Annotated in this window: 8 protein-coding genes; 7 read left to right on the plus strand and 1 reads right to left on the minus strand. The window is 34.6% G+C overall.

Going from position 1 to position 16,968, the window contains the following annotated elements; all coding sequences use genetic code 11:
- Positions 1 to 180: 180 nt before the first annotated feature.
- Both IIF7_RS15370 and IIF7_RS15375 read left to right on the plus strand, forming a co-directional pair.
- Positions 181 to 3,144, plus strand: a complete 2,964-nt coding sequence (locus IIF7_RS15370; RefSeq protein ID WP_084842583.1) for a SusC/RagA family TonB-linked outer membrane protein — start codon at positions 181 to 183, stop codon at positions 3,142 to 3,144.
- Positions 3,145 to 3,158: 14 nt separating this feature from the next.
- The gene (locus IIF7_RS15375) at positions 3,159 to 4,646 is read left to right on the plus strand and encodes a RagB/SusD family nutrient uptake outer membrane protein (RefSeq protein ID WP_084842584.1); all 1,488 of its coding nucleotides are present in this window, start codon (positions 3,159 to 3,161) and stop codon (positions 4,644 to 4,646) included.
- Between the two features lie 111 nt (positions 4,647 to 4,757).
- Here the strand turns inward: IIF7_RS15375 and IIF7_RS15380 are convergent, their stop codons facing one another.
- Complete coding sequence (locus tag IIF7_RS15380; protein ID WP_084842585.1) at positions 4,758 to 5,354, minus strand: ribonuclease HII; 597 nt, start codon at positions 5,352 to 5,354, stop codon at positions 4,758 to 4,760.
- 133 nt (positions 5,355 to 5,487) lie between these two features.
- On the opposite strand from IIF7_RS15380, the gene IIF7_RS15385 reads away from it, so the two are divergent.
- The 5 genes from IIF7_RS15385 (at position 5,488) to IIF7_RS15405 (ending at position 16,786) form a co-directional block, all read left to right on the plus strand.
- Positions 5,488 to 8,547, plus strand: coding sequence for a SusC/RagA family TonB-linked outer membrane protein (locus IIF7_RS15385; protein WP_084842586.1), 3,060 nt, complete (start codon positions 5,488 to 5,490; stop codon positions 8,545 to 8,547).
- 10 nt (positions 8,548 to 8,557) lie between these two features.
- The gene (locus IIF7_RS15390; protein ID WP_084842587.1) at positions 8,558 to 9,901 is read left to right on the plus strand and encodes a RagB/SusD family nutrient uptake outer membrane protein; all 1,344 of its coding nucleotides are present in this window, start codon (positions 8,558 to 8,560) and stop codon (positions 9,899 to 9,901) included.
- A 380-nt stretch (positions 9,902 to 10,281) separates the two neighbouring features.
- Positions 10,282 to 13,341, plus strand: a complete 3,060-nt coding sequence (locus IIF7_RS15395) for a SusC/RagA family TonB-linked outer membrane protein (protein WP_084842588.1) — start codon at positions 10,282 to 10,284, stop codon at positions 13,339 to 13,341.
- 3 nt (positions 13,342 to 13,344) lie between these two features.
- Positions 13,345 to 14,769, plus strand: a complete 1,425-nt coding sequence (locus IIF7_RS15400; RefSeq protein ID WP_084842589.1) for a RagB/SusD family nutrient uptake outer membrane protein — start codon at positions 13,345 to 13,347, stop codon at positions 14,767 to 14,769.
- A 109-nt stretch (positions 14,770 to 14,878) separates the two neighbouring features.
- A complete protein-coding gene (locus IIF7_RS15405) occupies positions 14,879 to 16,786 on the plus strand; it encodes a putative porin (protein WP_084842590.1) in 1,908 nt (635 codons plus the stop codon).
- The last annotated feature ends 182 nt before the right edge of the window (positions 16,787 to 16,968 follow it).

Here is a 16,968-nt window from a genome sequence, read left to right on the forward strand (position 1 = left end):
TTTGTTATTTGAATTTATTTTTTAGTGATTATTAACTCTTAAAAAGGTTAAAAAATATAAATAAAATCATTGTATTTTTAAGTTTTACTAACATTTTTTCATGAAAATGAACTTTTCACTTTTGATTATTAAGTTTTTATTATGATTTTTGGGCAGAGCTAATTCAAATTAACATTAATAATGAAAAAAACTTTACATGGATTGCTAACACTATTTATGGTGTTAGTTGTGCAATTAGCTTTTGCACAGGAAAAATTAATTACTGGGACAGTAATAGACGAAGAAGGTCTTCCGCTACCTGGGGTTAATGTAATTGAGAAAGGAACAAGCAACGGAGTTCAAACAGACTTTGATGGAAATTACAGCATTAGAGTAGAAGAAGGATCTGTTATTGTTTTTAGTTATGTGGGCTTCACTAAGCAGGAAAAAACTGTAGGAAGTTCAAATACCATTAATGTCACTCTTGCTGTAGATGCTGCGGCTTTAGATGAAGTTGTGGTTGTTGGTTATGGTACTAGAGATAAAACCGATGTAGTGGGATCTGTTGCACAGGTTTCTGGAGAGGTTTTACAGGATAGGCCAGCGGCTAACATTATGGATGCTATGCAGGGACAGGTAGCAGGCTTGCAAATTTTCACTTCTTCGGGAGAGCCTAATGCAGTACCTTCTATTCGTCTTAGAGGTGTAGGATCTTTAGGGGCAGGATCAACTCCTTTGATCTTATTAGATGGATTTCAGGTTTCTGCTGAAATTTTCACTCGTTTAAACCCTAACGATATTGAAGATATTACTGTTCTTAAAGATGCTTCTGAAACTGCTATTTATGGTTCTAGAGCGGCAAACGGAGTTGTGATTATTACTACTAAAGGAGGTCGTAAAGAACAAGAGCCTTCTATTAATGTTGGTGTTCAGCATGGATTTTCAGAAATAGCTAATAAAGATTATTTTGAGAGCTTAATGAATACTGAGCAGTTTAGCAATTTTAGAGTTGCAACTGGCCAGATCTCTCGTGAAAATATGGATGCTATTTTGGCTGAAAATAACGCAGATACTCAGTGGTATAAATACTATTACAAAGATGATGCACCTACAACACAAATTAATGTTAGTGCATCAGGTGGTAGTGAAAAAACTCGTTATTTTATTTCGGGTGGTTATTTTGAGCAGGAAGGTCTTGCTTATAGATCAGATTTTAATAGATATAACTTAAGAAGTAACTTAACTACAGAAATTAACGACTGGTTAAGTGCAGGTTTAAATATTGGGTTCGCTTACAGTACAGATCAGGAAAACCCTTATGGGTCAAATAGTACAAACAGAGGTTTAGGATTATTAGCACAGCCATATTACTCTCCTATCAATCCTGAAACAGGAAATAGATACGAAGGAGTTATTCCTGGTTGGAATAGATATGACCCGGTGTATTTAGCAGAAAAGAATCCTTTTGATAGAAATCGTTTCCAAATTAACCCTTCAGGTTATATAGAATTAAATCCTATTAAAGGACTTACTCTAAGATCTGCTGTTGGTTTAAATGCTTTTGATGAAAGAACTACTTTAAGAAGATTGCCATCATATTTAGGTTCTTTAAATAACGGAAGTAGCGAAGAGAGATTTAGAAGAGATAAGCAAATTACTGTTTCTAATACTGCATCATATAGTTTTAGTGTTGCAGATGTTCATAATGTTACTGTATTTGCAGGTCATGAGTATCAGGATTATGATTTCGAAGACTTTAGAGGATTATCAACTGGGCAAACAGATGATCGTTTAATTATGCTTGGTCAGGGACCAAACAACAGAGATGTTGTTCAATCAATGTCAGAGTGGAGTTTAGAGTCTTATTTTGGACGTTTTGAGTATAATTTTGATAAAAAGTACTACGCAAACTTTACCTTAAGACAAGATGGTTCTTCTCGTTTTGGTAGAGATAATAGAGAGGCAACTTTCTGGGCTGTTGGAGCTAGATGGACTGCTAAAAAAGAAGCTTTCCTTGCTGATGTAGAATGGTTAGATGATTTAGTGATTAGAGCTAACGTTGGTACTTCTGGGAACTCTGATATCGGAAACTATAATAGTTATGCATTAGTTGGTACAAACCAATATCAAGGTCAAACTGGTTGGTATTTAGCTTCACCAGGAAACCCAGCTTTACAATGGGAAAGTCAGCGATCTGCTTCTGTAGGTGTTGAAGTTAGTTTAATAGATAGAGTTCGTTTAGGAGTAGAGTACTACGATAGATTAACTGAAGATATGTTAATTGATGTACCTTATCCTTTTACAAGTGGTTTCTCTGAGGTAACTGAAAATACTGGTTCATTAAAAAATTATGGTTTTGATGTTAGTTTAGAAGTGGATGTGCTTAGAGGAAATGACTTTAAAGTAACTCCTTATGTTGCATTTAACTACAATCAAAATAAGGTTACTGAGTTATTCCAGGGTAGAGATTACTGGATTATTCCAAACACTGGAGTATCTTGGGTAGTTGGAGAGCCTGTATCTTATTTTTATCCTGTTTTTGCAGGTGTGAATCCAGAAAATGGAGATGCACAATGGTACCTTCCTAATGAAAATCCAGATGAGATTGTTTACAATAGAGAAGATCCTAATGCTGTAACTAATCAATTTAATACAGCTGCTTTACAACAAAATACAGGTATCGATAGATATCCACCACTAAATGGAGGTTTTGGTTTGAATGCAGATTATAAAGGTTTCTACTTCCAAACGCATTTTGCATTTAGTGTAGGTAAAAACTTAATTAATAACGATAGATATTTCTTTGAGAACCCAAATCAGTTCCCAGGATTTAACCAAACAACAAGAGTATTAGATTACTGGCAAGAGCCTGGGGATCAAACTTTATTCCCAAGAGCAGATGTTCAGTTTACTCAATTTGATTCAAGGTTAATTGAAGATGCTTCATTTTTACGTATGAAGACATTAACTATCGGTTACAACTTACCTTCATCTCTTTTAGATAATACTGGGTTTATGAAAGGAGCTAAAGTTTACTTAACTGGAAGAAACTTGCTTACGTGGACAGATTATTTAGGTCCAGATCCAGAGGTAGATTCAAATATTGGTTTAGGAACTAACCCTAATACGAAGCAGTTTACATTCGGGATAGATCTTCAATTCTAAAAATTAATTAAAAGATGAATACATTGAATATAAAGAAAATATTTATAGGGTTGTTTCTGTCGATTATTTTTGTTGGCTGTGATGACCTGGAAAGATTTCCCTATGATGCTATAGAGCAGTCGCAATCTTTTCAAACAATTAATGACGCTGCGACCTGGAATAATGGTTTATACGCTAACTTAAGAGGAGTTGTATACGGAGAATTTATGTTTCCTACAGATGTACAGGCAGATCAATTGAATGCTACCTTAGATTACGGAAACAGAAATGGTAACCCACACAGATGGGAAGGTTTTCTTGCAGATGATTATACGTTAAGAAATTTATGGTCTGCATACTATAGTTTAATAAGTGATGTTAATGTTGCATTAGAAGGTTTACCTACAATTGCAACAAATTCTCCAGAGGAAGCTGCAGAACTAGAAAGATACATTGCAGAAGCACATTTAGCTAGAGCATTTTATTATCATAATTTAGTGGTGCGTTATGCTTCAGATTACGATGCTTCGTCTGCATCTTCAGATTTAGGAGTTCCATTAATGTTAGAATTCAATATAGCTGAAAGACCGGCACGTAGTACTGTTGCTGAAGTTTATGCTCAGATTCTTTCTGATATTGAAGCTGCAAGACCAGCTTTGTCACAAGTTGATGGAGAGCAAGGAGCACAAAGATTTAATGCTGATGTTTTATTAGCACTTGAAGCTCGTGTAAGATTATATATGGAAGATTGGGCTGGAGCAAAAGCTGCTGCAGATCAATTAATCAACTCTGGTAACTATCCTCTAATCGATAATGAGGGAGATTTTAGTGACATGTGGGTTAATGATTACGATCAAGAAGTAATTATGCAGTTATTTGTAGAAGCTCCAAATGAAATGGCTAATACAAACAGTATTTACCTTGGTTACAATGGAGCTACAGATCGTTTTACGCCAGATTTTTTACCATCTCAGTGGGTAATCGATATGTATGAAGATGATGATATTCGTAAGGATGTTTACTTTACCACAGATACAATTGTAATTAGTGGTTTAGAATATACAGATCTTTATATGGTAAATAAGTATCCTGGTAATCCTGCTCTTTTCACAGGAGCTAATACTAATTACCAGCATGCACCAAAAGTATTTAGAGTGGCAGAGATGTATCTGATTTCAGCTGAAGCAGCTCTTAATACTTCAGCATCAGATGCTTTAGCTCCGTTAAATGCTTTACGTCAAGCAAGAGGTCTTGCAGCGGTTAATGTAGGTGGAGACGCCTTAGTTAATGCTGTTCGTGAAGAAAGAGCTAGAGAATTAGCTTTTGAAGGATTTAGACTTGATGATTTAAGAAGATGGGATTTAGGTTTCACTCGAAGAGATCCTCAAGACGAAAGTGCTTTAGTGCCTGGAGATAATTATTATACAAAATCTGTAGAGGCTACTAATCCAAAGTTTATTTGGGGTATACCTACTAATGATGTTATTGTGAATTCTAACATGGTACAAAACCCAGGTTGGTAAGAAGATAATTTCTTTACATATAAAAAGCCACTCCATATTTTGAGTGGCTTTTTTATTGGAATAGTTTAAAACCTTTATGATGCTGATATTCGATAAAATCAGGGTCTTTTTTTAAAAATCTATTTCAAGTTGTTCCGGTAGTAGTTTAAAGCTTTTACGGTGATATTTTGTGATTCCATACTTTCTTATAGCATCTCTATGCTCTTTTGTAGGGTATCCTTTGTTCTTTTTCCAGTTATACATAGGGAATTCTTCATGAATTTTGGCCATATATTCGTCTCTGTACGTTTTTGCGAGTATCGAAGCTGCTGCAATACTCAAAAATTTATCATCTCCTTTAATTATACATTCAAAAGGTATGTTTTTGAAAGGTTTAAACCTATTTCCATCAACAATTATATGTTCTGGAACTGGGTTTAGCTTTTCGATAGATTGATGCATAGCTAAAATTGATGAATTTAAGATATTAATTTCATCAATTGTTTCCATATATACATGCGTCACTCCGTATGAAGTGCATTCAGATTCTAAAATTTCTCTTAAAATATCTCGATTCTTAGCTGTGATTTTTTTGGAATCTCTTAAAGTTTTGTTTTTGAATGTTTTAGGTAGAATAACTGCAGCAGCGGTAACAGGCCCGGCTATACAACCCCTTCCTGCTTCATCTGTACCGCATTCTATGCAATCCTTTAGTTGATTTCTTAACATAGTATTAAAGTTAAGTTAAAGTTAAAATATCAAACGTTTTCCTGGGAAACCTGTTAAGAACTATTCAACGATTTTCATTGCTTCATAGTGAATAATACAGAATTTTGGTGTTTGATGTACAAATTAAATAATAATGAAAACAAAATTAAATGGAATTCTAACACTTTTTATGGTGTTAGTTGTGCAATTATCCTTCGCACAAGAAAAAACTGTTACGGGAACAGTGAAGGATGAAGATGGCATGCCTTTACCAGGTGTTAATGTTATCGAGCAAGGCACCAATAATGGTGTACAAACAGATTTTGACGGGATTTATAAGATCGATGTTGAAGAAGGAGCTGTGTTAAGTTTTAGCTATGTTGGTTTTGGTACTAAAACTGCCCAAGTTGGTAGTACTTCTGAAATCAATATAACTATGATTGTAGATGCTGCTGCTTTAGATGAAGTTGTGGTAACTGGTTACGGTTCTACCTCAAAAAGAAATGTAACTACTGCTATATCCCAAGTAGATGCAGATGATGCTCAAAAAATATCTGTAGCGAACATTTCTGCTGCTTTACAGGGGAATTCTACTGGGGTGCAGGTAACCCAATCTTCTGGAGCTCCAGGTGGTGAGGTTCGTTTAAGAGTTAGAGGAGCTACATCTGTTAATGGATCTAACAGTCCGCTTTACATTGTAGATGGTGTTCAAATCGAATCTGGTTCAACAATATCAGATTCTTATGGAGGTCAGCAAAATAGTGCGCTTTCAAGTATCAGTTCTTCAGATATTGAATCTATCGAAGTTTTAAAGGATGCCGCAGCTGCGGCAATTTATGGTTCTAGAGCTTCAAATGGTGTTGTAATTATTACCACTAAAAGAGGAAAATCAGGTAAGCCAAAAGTTTCTATTAATTCTTACGTAGGTATTCAAAATCCTATCGAGAAATATGAAACAATGAACTATGGCCAGTGGTTAAACTTTAGTGACGATTATTACGAAGCTTCGCAAGGGTCTGGATATACTTCAGCAAGCCGTTCAGGAAATAGTGAGTTATTAGGAGCGAGTGATGCAGAGCTTCAACAATTTTATAACTCGGTTACTGGAGTTGGAGATAACTACATGGATGCTATTTATAGAGATGATGCTGTAGTTAGAAATATTACTGGAAGTATTTCAGGAGGAACAGATGGAACTCAATATTATTTATCTGGTTCATCTTACGATCAAGAAGGTGTAATTTTAGGTCAGGATTATCACCGTGATAATTTCACTATGAACCTTAATCAGGATATTACTGATAAATTTAGATTTACTGGAGGAGCAACTATTAGTAGTGAAGAGCAAATCGTTTCTAACGGGGATAATAATATCTACGGAGTTTTATCTACTGCTATTCTAGAATCTCCTGGTAATAATATTTATAATGAAGACGGAACTTATAATAGTTCTACCTGGCAGTTCTCTAACCCGGTTCAAAATGCATTGTTAGATCAGGGGAATTTAGAGACATTTAGATTACTTGCCAATGCTGAATTTACATATGATTTTACAGATTGGTTAAGTTTTAGCTCTAAATACGGTCTTGATAATATGAATCTAGACGAAAAGCAATACAATCCTTCAACTTCTGCACAGGGAGCTGGAACTAATGGTTATGCTTACGAGCGTATGGCTAGAATTAGAAGATTTACTACTACTCAGGCTTTAAATTTTGACGTTGATATTAACGATGATATTTCTTTTACAGGTTTATTGGCGGGAGAATATAATGGTAGAAAATATAATTTTGTAAGTGCTGAAAGATCAAATTTTGCATCACCAGAATTACAAGAAGTATCTCAGGGAGCTACTGTTTTAGGAGCTGATGGAAGTTATAACGAATCAAAACTTTACTCTTTAATAAGTAGGGCTTCTTTCAATTTGTATGGTAAATATATCATTACAGGTAGTTTAAGAGCAGATGGTTCTTCTAAATTTGGAGAGAATGAAAAATGGGGTTACTTCCCATCTATCTCTGGAGGATATATTTTATCTGAAGAAGATTGGTTTGATAGCGAAGCTTTCAACTTTGTAAAGTTAAGAGCTTCTTACGGTGTTACCGGTAACGATACAGGTATTGGGGCTTATGATGCTCTTGCAGGAGTAAGTTCAACTCCATATGCTGGTTCTGCAGGAACAGCAATCACAGAAATTGGTAACCCAGATGTTAAGTGGGAGGTTACCAGTCAGTTTGATATAGGTTTCTCTTTAGGCTTATTTAATAATGTAATTTCTGTAGAATACGATTATTTCGATAAGAAAACAGATGACCTTCTTTTAAACATACCTTTGGCCTATTCTTCTGGGTTTAGTTCCTTCTATGGGAATGTAGGGGAAATGTCTAACCGTGGGCATGAAGTTTCTTTAGATGTTCAGGTTTTTGATCGTGAAGATTTTAGCTGGAAATCTAGTTTAGGTTTTAGTACTCTAGATAACAAAGTTACTTCTCTTGATGGTAATTCTCCATTTACAAGAGGATTTGCAAGTAGAGTTCAGGAAGGTGAAGAATTAGGAGCTTTTTATGTTTTAGAATCTGATGGTTTATATCAAGAAGGAGACGAAATTCCAGCTGCACTTGCTGCTGATGGCGTAGGAGCAGGGGATGTAAAATACATCGATCAAAACGGCGATGGAATTATTAATGATTCAGATTATATTATAGGAGGATCACCTTGGGCAGATTTTACTGCTTCTTGGACAAACAATATTCAGTACAAAAATTTCGATCTTTATTTCTTATGGGCATGGTCTGAAGGTAATGATGTATTTAATTCTACGCTTCAGTATACAGGATCTGCAGCAAACCCAGTTTATGGTAAGTTTACCAATCAATTAAATTACTGGACTCCAGAGAATACAAATACAAATACTCCTAGGCCAAATTACTCAACTTCAGCTTATAATAATTATGATTCCACTCGATTAGTAGAGGATGGCTCATTTATTAAGTTAAGAAACGTAACCTTAGGATATACACTTCCAAAGGATCTATTAGGATTTGGTAGTATTAGATTCTATGCTTCTGCAGATAACTTATTAATGTTTACAGATTATTCTGGTATTGATCCAGAGGTTAACTATTCAGGAGACTCTGCAGTAACAAGTGGTACAGATTTCTTAACTCAGGGAGGAAATAAGGTTTATAAGTTTGGAGTTAACATCAACTTCTAAAAAAATAAGAATGAGAAATTATCTATATATATATGTATTGTTAACAACCTTGATTTTTACAGGTTGTGACGACGAACTTCAGGTTTCAGATCCTACTACGATAGGAACAGATCAGTTTATTACAGATTTGGCCACTGCCCAACAGGCAATGGACGGAGTTTATGATGCTATGCAGAGTGTTTATGTTCAGGGCGCATATCCAATTATGTCACTTGGTTTGTATGCTGATGAATTTTCACATAGTGGTTCTTACACTTTGTTTGATGAAATGGTTTTAAATAATGTGCCTGCAACAAACTTAGCAGTTACTTATTTTTGGTCTTATCGATATATTGTAATCTTTAGAGCAAATTCAGTTATAAATGCTACACAAGCACTTGCCGATGTAGATGAAGCGGCTAGAAATTCTATTATTGCAGAAGCAAAAGGAATTAGAGCTTTAATGTATTTTGATTTAGTTAGAATGTTTGGTGGTGTTCCACTTCCTAGTGAAGATGATTTAGTTTCTAATAATGGAGCTGCATCAGCAAATGTTGCTAGATCAACAGAAGCAGAAGTTTACCAGTATATTTTAAATGATATTAGTGATGCACAAGGAGAAATTTTAGAAAATGATGTTTATCATTTCTCTGATGATGCTTTAAATGTTTTATTAGCTGAAGTTCAAATGACTCTTGGAAATTATGAAGAGGCTACAGCTGCTTTAGAAAATATAATTGGTAGCTATTCTTTGGTAGAATCTTATGATGCTGTTTTTACATCAAGTTCCAATACCGAGGAAATCTTTAGAATTAGATATTCCACAGATGATTCTAATAATTTAGCTTTCTATTTTTACCCATCTGCTTTAGGAGGTAGAAGGGAGGTTGCACCTGAAGCAAGTTTTCTAGAAGCTTTTGAAGATGGAGATCAGAGAATAAATCTTGTGACTAATAGTGATGACTTTTCTTCTTCGTATATAAGTAAGTACTCAAATGTTTCTACGGGGACAGATCAACCTTATGTTTACAGATATGCAGAAGTTGAGTTGCTTTATGCTGAATTATTAGCGAGATCTGGTGATTTTGATGGAGCTTCAGATTATTTAAACAATGTTCGCAATAGAGCAGGTTTAGGAGATTTAAGCTTAACGTCAGAGAATTATATTGATCTAATATCACAAGAAAGAAGAATTGAACTTTTTGCTGAAGGTAAAAGATGGTATGATACGGTAAGATTAGATATTTTAGATGAAGTTGTTGCAAATAAAAGCTCATCTTCTCTAAATGAAAATCGTATTTTATGGCCTATTCCTCAGGATGAAATTAATGCCAATCAGGCACTTTCTCAGGAGGATCAGAATCCAGGGTACTAAAAAAGTTTTCTAGCATAAATTAAAAAAAACCGGCTATCAGCCGGTTTTTTCATTTCTACGAATTTAGTGGGTTTTGCTCCTAGAAACATAGCTGTGAAATATTTGGACATTATTTTAAATATGATTTAGTTAATCGAAATCGTTTTATGTGATTAAATAGTTAAAAAATACATGGTGTTTGGAGTTGTTAGGTGTGTAATGTTACTTTTTATTTTTAATCAAATAAATAATATTTGATTAAAAATGTAATCAATAACTATGTGCTAAAACGTTTTTATTGAAAATAATGTAATTTTTTTATAAATTTTAGAACTCAATTATTTTGTTTATTAAGTTTTTATTATGATTTTTGGCTCAGGCTAATTCAAATTAACGAAATAATGAAAAAAACATTACATGGAATGCTAACACTATTTATGGTGTTAGTTGTGCAATTAGTTTTTGCACAAGAAAAAAATGTTTCTGGTACCGTTGTTGACGAAGGAGGTCTTCCTCTACCAGGAGTAAATGTTATTGAAAAAGGTACGAACAATGGTGTTCAAACTAATTTCGATGGAGAGTACAATATTAGTGTGACAGAAGGTTCCACTATTGTATTTAGTTACGTTGGGTATTCAAAGCAGGAGTTTGTTGTTGGTAACTCAAATACTATCGATGTGACTTTAGAAGTAGATGCAGCTGCTTTAGGTGAAGTCGTTGTGCTTGGTTATAGTACAAAAGGGGTTGAAGAAGTTACTGGTGCTTCTGTTCAGGTAGCTGGAGAGGAGTTAGCATCTAATCCTACAGTGACCGTAGATCAAGCTTTACAAGGTAAAGTTCCTGGTCTACAAATTTCTCAATCTTCTGGTACTCCTGGTTCTGTCCAGGATATCAGAATTCGTGGTGTGAGTTCTATTGGAGCAGGTAACGATCCGTTGTATGTTATTGATGGTGTTCCTGTTATAAATTCAAATGCAACAGGAAGCACTGCAAGGAGTTCTTTGAGTCCTATTGCGTCATTAAATAGTCAGGATATTGAGACGATTACAGTCTTAAAGGATGCATCAGCTACTGCCCAGTATGGAGCTAGAGGTTCAAATGGGGTAATTGTAATTACAACAAAAAAAGGGAAGTCAGGAGAAGCTCAATTCACTTTTAATTCTAGGGTTGGGTTCCAAAATGATGCTTACAATAAAAGAACAGTTTTAACCGGTCCACAAAGGTATGAGTTGTTAGGAGAAGCTCTTTTAAATTCATATGGGCCAAATGGTTCTGTGCAGGATTATGGTGTAACTACCCCAGCTGAGGCAATAGGTTTAATTCCATCTGTTGATGCAAACTATGATGGGACGTCTGTTTATAACTGGTCAGATTTAATCAAAAATGAAGATGCGCTAACTCAAGATTATAATTTTTCAGCTACTGGAGGGGATGAAAAAGGTTCTTTCTATGCTTCTTTAGGTTATAATAAAACTGAGGCAACGGTAATTGGTTCAACTTTCGAAAGATTGAACGGAGTAATGAACTTTTCTAGAAAACTAAGAGATAATATTAATTTCTCTACAAACATGAATGTATCTAGAATTACTCAAAACCCGATATTAGAACAGGGATCTTACTTTTCAAATCCGTTTATAACAAGGTTTTTAATGAATCCATTTAATAATCCATATAATGAGGATGGTTCACAAAATATCGACCTTGCTTTTGGTTCTTTGCACAATACTTTATATGTATTAGATAATAATATAACAAGAAATGAATTGATAAGAGGTATATCTAATTCAACTCTAGATTGGGAGTTGTTTGATGGATTTACTTTCTCGAATAAGCTTGCTTTAGATTATCAAATTGCTAATTATAGAGATTATCAAAACAGGTATGAGGGTGATTCAGCTCCTGTAAATGGTGCTTCTACTGCTAGTGATAATAAAAATTATAACTGGGTATACCAAGGATCTTTCAATTATGGCTTCACACTGGGTGATGTGCACAACTTTGATTTCACTACCTTATTTGAATATCAAAAGAATCAGGGGTACTATATGTATGCTTATGGTGAGAATTTTCCAGCAGATGGTTTGACATATATTACTTCTGCTAGTGCGAATTACGATGCAAGTTCTTCTTTCTCAGACTGGTATAATGTTTCGTATTTAGGGATTGTGAATTATAACTATGATGGTCGTTATGTAATTGATGGTTCTATTAGACGTGAAGGATCTTCAAGATTTGCTCCAGAACAACGTTTTGGGACATTTGGTGCGGTAGGTGCTGCCTGGAATATCCATAGAGAAAACTTTATGAAAGGCTCTGTTTTTAATTCATTGCGATTAAGAACTTCATATGGTATCACCGGTAATAATGCTATTGGAATTAATAACTATCAGGCATTATTATCTTATGGAGCTACATACGGAGGAAACGGAGGAGCAACTCCTTCTCAATTCGGTAACGCAGATCTAACTTGGGAAAAAGCGGAAAATTTTGATGTAGGTTTAATTTTCGGGTTATTCAATAATAGATTGTCTGGTTCAGTAACGTACTTTAATAGAAGAAACTATGATCTTCTACAAGGTGTGCCGCTTTCCTTAACAACAGCTTTTAGTAATCAGAGTCAGAACTTAGGAGAGATGACAAACTCTGGTATAGAAGCAGAATTATCTTTCGATGTAATTAGTACAGAGGATTTTAATTGGAATATTTACGGTAATTATGCTTCAGTAGATAATGAAGTTACTAAGTTAGCATTAGGTGCTGATGGAGAACCAATTGATCCTAATGGAGGTAGCTCATATAAGAGCACAGAAGTTGGAAGACCAGTTGGTGGTTGGTATATGAGAACTTGGGCAGGTGTAGATCCTGAAACCGGAGAGCCAACTTGGTATGAAAACGGAGTTGATGGTGAAACCACATCTAATTATAATACTGCAGAGGCGGTTTATCAGGGAGCTAGTGCTTTGCCAACCTATTCAGGGGGCTTAGGGACAAGAGTTTCATTTAAAGGATTTTTTGCTGAAGCAGATCTTTATTTTGCTGGAGGACATAAAATTTATGAGCAGTATGCACAGTTTTATTTAAGAACAAATTCTTTCTCTCTAGGTTCTTACAATGGTGCTACTGAATTATTAGATAGGTGGCAACAACCGGGAGATATTACAGATGTTCCAAAAGTTGACTATGGGGTTAATAATAATTTTCATGCAACTTCTTCTAGACATTTATTCGATGGTGATTACGTAAGGTTGAAAAATGTTGCGTTTGGTTATAATTTACCTTCTTCATGGGCTAATTCAATAGGAATTGATGGTTTAATGCTTACGTTGAGAGGTACCAATGTTGCTACTTGGTTAAAAGATGATGGATTGCTATTAGATCCTGAGGTAAGAGCGGATGGTTATACAAGATTAACAACTCCGCCTGTAGAATCTTATACTTTAGGTGTTAACGTTAAATTTTAGAAAATGAAAAAGAATTTTAAAATATTATTATTAGCTGCACTAAGTCTTGGTATGTTTTCCTCTTGTTCAGATGAAGATCTTGATCCAACTTTAGCGCAGGATAAAAGTATAGAGACCAGTATTAATACAACCAATGATCTTCAGGCTATTTTGGTTGGAGCTTATGATAGGCTTTCAAGTACTTCCGCTTATGGGCGTGATTATATAATTTTGGGTGAAGTATTTTCTGCTAATGCGGGTTCTAATGGGAACTCTAACAGATTTGTAACTGAATCACAAATGTCTTTGACTGAAAATTCAGGAATTTCAAATTCTTTATGGTCTCAATTTTATAGCGTAATTGGCTCAGCAAATATTATTATAAATGCAGAAGGGATTGAAGGTGATCAGGCTACCATTGATCATATAGTAGGTCAAGCATACGCTATTAGAGCTTTAGCTCATTTTGATCTATTACAATATTTTGGGCAGCATAATGTCAATGGAGGCGGAGAATCAGCTTTAGGAGTACCTTATGTAACAACTTTTAGAGATAATGATGCTTTATTTCCAAGTAGAAATACTGTTGGAGAAGTAAAAAGTATGGCTTATGCAGATATAGATATGGCTGCAAGTTTAATGAGTGCAGATTTAAATGATGGGTCGAAGGAGTATATTACTACATTTGCGGTAGACGCTATTAATGCTAGAATGGCAAATTATTTTGGTGACTGGCAAAGATCTTTGACTGCTTCACAATCAGTTGTGAGTTCTGGAGCTTTTTCAGTAGCTTCTAGTGATAATTTTTTAAGTACTTTTTCTGCAGATGGCGGTAGTAATGTTATTTTTGAAATAGCTTTTACAGATATTGATAATCCAGGAATCAATGGTTTGACAAATATCTACCAACAAGGTTCTTATGGAGATGTGATTGTTGCTCCTAATCTGGCTGCTGTTTATGATGATGGTGATGTGAGAGGTGTTACAGAATACGTGCCTACAGATCGTGCTCCTGCTCAAACTGTAATAGGTTTGGATGCTGATGGCACTTACCGTAATATTGGTAAATATCCTTCTTTTCCTGCTTTTAGTGACAATGTTCCTGTGATTAGATACGAAGAAGTTGTACTGTTATATGCGGAAGCATTACTCGAAACAGGTGATTCTGCATCAGCATTATCTCAATTAAATACCATTCCTTCTAACAGAGGGGCAAGTACATATAATGTAGCTACAAAAGATAATATATTGTTAGAAAGAAGAAAGGAATTGGCTTTTGAAGGATTTCGTTTCCATGATATAGCAAGAACTGGTATGGACATTAGTGCGCCAGATCCTTTAGTAATAACACATGGTGTTGTTCCTTATGGAGATTTCAGATTTGCATTACCAATTCCTGCTGCTGAGACTGGGGCAAATGCTAATGTTGTTCAAAACACTGGTTATTAAGATTTGATTTAATATTTTATAAAACCACCCAATTTGGGTGGTTTTTTTGTTTTATACCAATTCTGTTCTGCTTACGTTATTTTTATACTTTTGTTTCATATTTAGAACAATGAAGAAAATAATTTTCCTTTTATCGTTTTTATCTTTTCATTTCGGTTTTGGGCAAGAACAAAACATGTCTGGTAGACCAAAGTCTGAGAAGTCAAAAGATACTGTCAAGGAGCCAACCATAGATCTTTTTAAAATAATTTCAGTAGATAATGATACTACGCAGGTAGATACTTCTCTAACAATTCAAAAAGATTATAAATTTAATTATTTAAGGAGAGATCTTTTTGGGCTTTTGCCATTTGCTAATACTGGCCAAACGTATAATAGGCTTACCGAGTTTAGAGATTTTAAAAGTGTAATTCCAAAGTTTGGAGCTCGAGCAAGGCATTATAATTTCATGGAATCATCAGATGTTTATTATTATCATGTTCCTACTCCATTAACCGAATTATATTTTAAAACAGTTCCCGAGCAAGGTCAGCAATTGGATGCTTTCTTTACTGTGAATACTTCAGAACGTTTAAATTTCAGTGTAGCTTACAAAGGTGTTAGGGCTCTCGGTAGATATAGGCATATACTTACAAGCAGCGGTAATTTCAGGACTACACTAAATTATCAAACAAAAAATAAAAGATACAGGGCTAAAGCACATTTCATAAGTCAGGATTTACTTAATGAAGAAAATGGAGGTTTAACAGATGATGCTGTGGGTTCCTATATAAGTAAAGTGCCAGAATTTGATGATCGCTCTGTTTTAGATGTGAATTTCGAAAATGCAGAGAGTACATTATATGGTAAAGGATTTTTTCTAGATCACGAATATTACCTTATAGGGGCACAGGATACAATTCAGAATAAATTATTCTTTAGTCATCGATTAGATTATTCTTACAAGAAATTTCAATACCTGCAGTCGGCTGCTGCAAATAATATTTTAGGTGAATCTTTTCAAAGTACAAATCTAAATGACGAGACAAGGTTCAGAAATCTTGATAATACCTTTGCGGTAAACTTTGATAATGATGTATTAGGTAAGCTTACTGGTAGAGCCGGGTATTCTTTCTTCGATTACTGGTATGATTCTGTTTTTGTAGGAGAAGATGGGGTGGCTGAAGATCGATTAGAGGGTAGGTTGGTTAATGTAGGAGGGAGCTACGATAATTATATAGGCGGTTTCAATTTGCATGGCGATGTGTCTTTTAATTTTGGAGATGATTTTTCTGGAAATCATATTTTGGCATCTGCAGGATATCAACTAGATCAAAATAATTATTTAAACTTCGGATTAAAGCAGAGTAGTAGAGCTCCTAATTTAAATTTCTTGCTGTATCAAAGTAATTATGTGAATTACAATTGGCAAAATAATTTTGATAATGAGAATGCGCAAAGCTTATTTTTTGAACTCTCCGCTAAGATGATTGCCAAATTTAGTGGTGAAATTACCCAAATTCAGAATTATACCTATTTTTCATTAGATTATAACGCTGCGGTTAAGCCTTTCCAATTTGGTGGTGATGTGCGATATTATAAGGTGAAGGCAGAAAGGGAGTTTAGCTTTGGGAAGTTTGCTTTAGATAATACTGTTCTGTATCAAAATGTTTCAGATGGAGCTGATGTTCTTAATTTACCAGAATTGGTGACCAGAAATACCTTTTATTATAAAGACTTTTGGTTTGATAAAGCCTTGTATCTACAAACAGGACTAAGTTTACGATATTTTTCTTCTTATCAAATGGATGCTTACGATCCTGTTCTGGCAGAATTTTATGTTCAGAATGAAACTGAATTTGGTAATTATCCTGTGGTTGACTTCTTTTTTAACGGAAAAGTAGATCAGGCAAGAATATTTTTTAAGCTTGAAAATTTAAATTTTCTGATTGACGGGAATAATAACTTTTCTGCGCCAAGATATCCGCACAATGATTTTATGGTTCGATTTGGCCTAGTTTGGAACTTTTTTCTATAAAATTTCCTGTATCATCTCTGAATTATTCTGAATGCTTTTCTTTTTTAGGAATGTTAATCTAATGTTAAGCGTGTTTTGCTTATTGAAATGCTGAGAATCGATGAAAATTGATGTGATTTTCGTAAAAATGAAACAATTTTTTAAAAGGCTTGGTAGTCCAAAAAAGCTGCTTATATTTGCAC

This window comes from Zunongwangia atlantica 22II14-10F7 (genome assembly GCF_002094855.1).
In the GTDB taxonomy this organism is placed as follows: domain Bacteria; phylum Bacteroidota; class Bacteroidia; order Flavobacteriales; family Flavobacteriaceae; genus Zunongwangia; species Zunongwangia atlantica.

Bases quoted from the DNA above. Each gene is read 5' to 3' on its own strand.
- IIF7_RS15375 (WP_084842584.1), top strand. From the start codon at position 3,159: ATGAATACATTGAATATAAAGAAAATATTTATAGGGTTGTTTCTGTCG.
- IIF7_RS15390 (WP_084842587.1), top strand. From the start codon at position 8,558: ATGAGAAATTATCTATATATATATGTATTGTTAACAACCTTGATTTTT.
- IIF7_RS15405 (WP_084842590.1), top strand. From the start codon at position 14,879: ATGAAGAAAATAATTTTCCTTTTATCGTTTTTATCTTTTCATTTCGGT.
- IIF7_RS15400 (WP_084842589.1), top strand. From the start codon at position 13,345: ATGAAAAAGAATTTTAAAATATTATTATTAGCTGCACTAAGTCTTGGT.
- IIF7_RS15370 (WP_084842583.1), top strand. From the start codon at position 181: ATGAAAAAAACTTTACATGGATTGCTAACACTATTTATGGTGTTAGTT.
- IIF7_RS15395 (WP_084842588.1), top strand. From the start codon at position 10,282: ATGAAAAAAACATTACATGGAATGCTAACACTATTTATGGTGTTAGTT.
- IIF7_RS15380 (WP_084842585.1), bottom strand. From the start codon at position 5,354: ATGTTAAGAAATCAACTAAAGGATTGCATAGAATGCGGTACAGATGAA.
- IIF7_RS15385 (WP_084842586.1), top strand. From the start codon at position 5,488: ATGAAAACAAAATTAAATGGAATTCTAACACTTTTTATGGTGTTAGTT.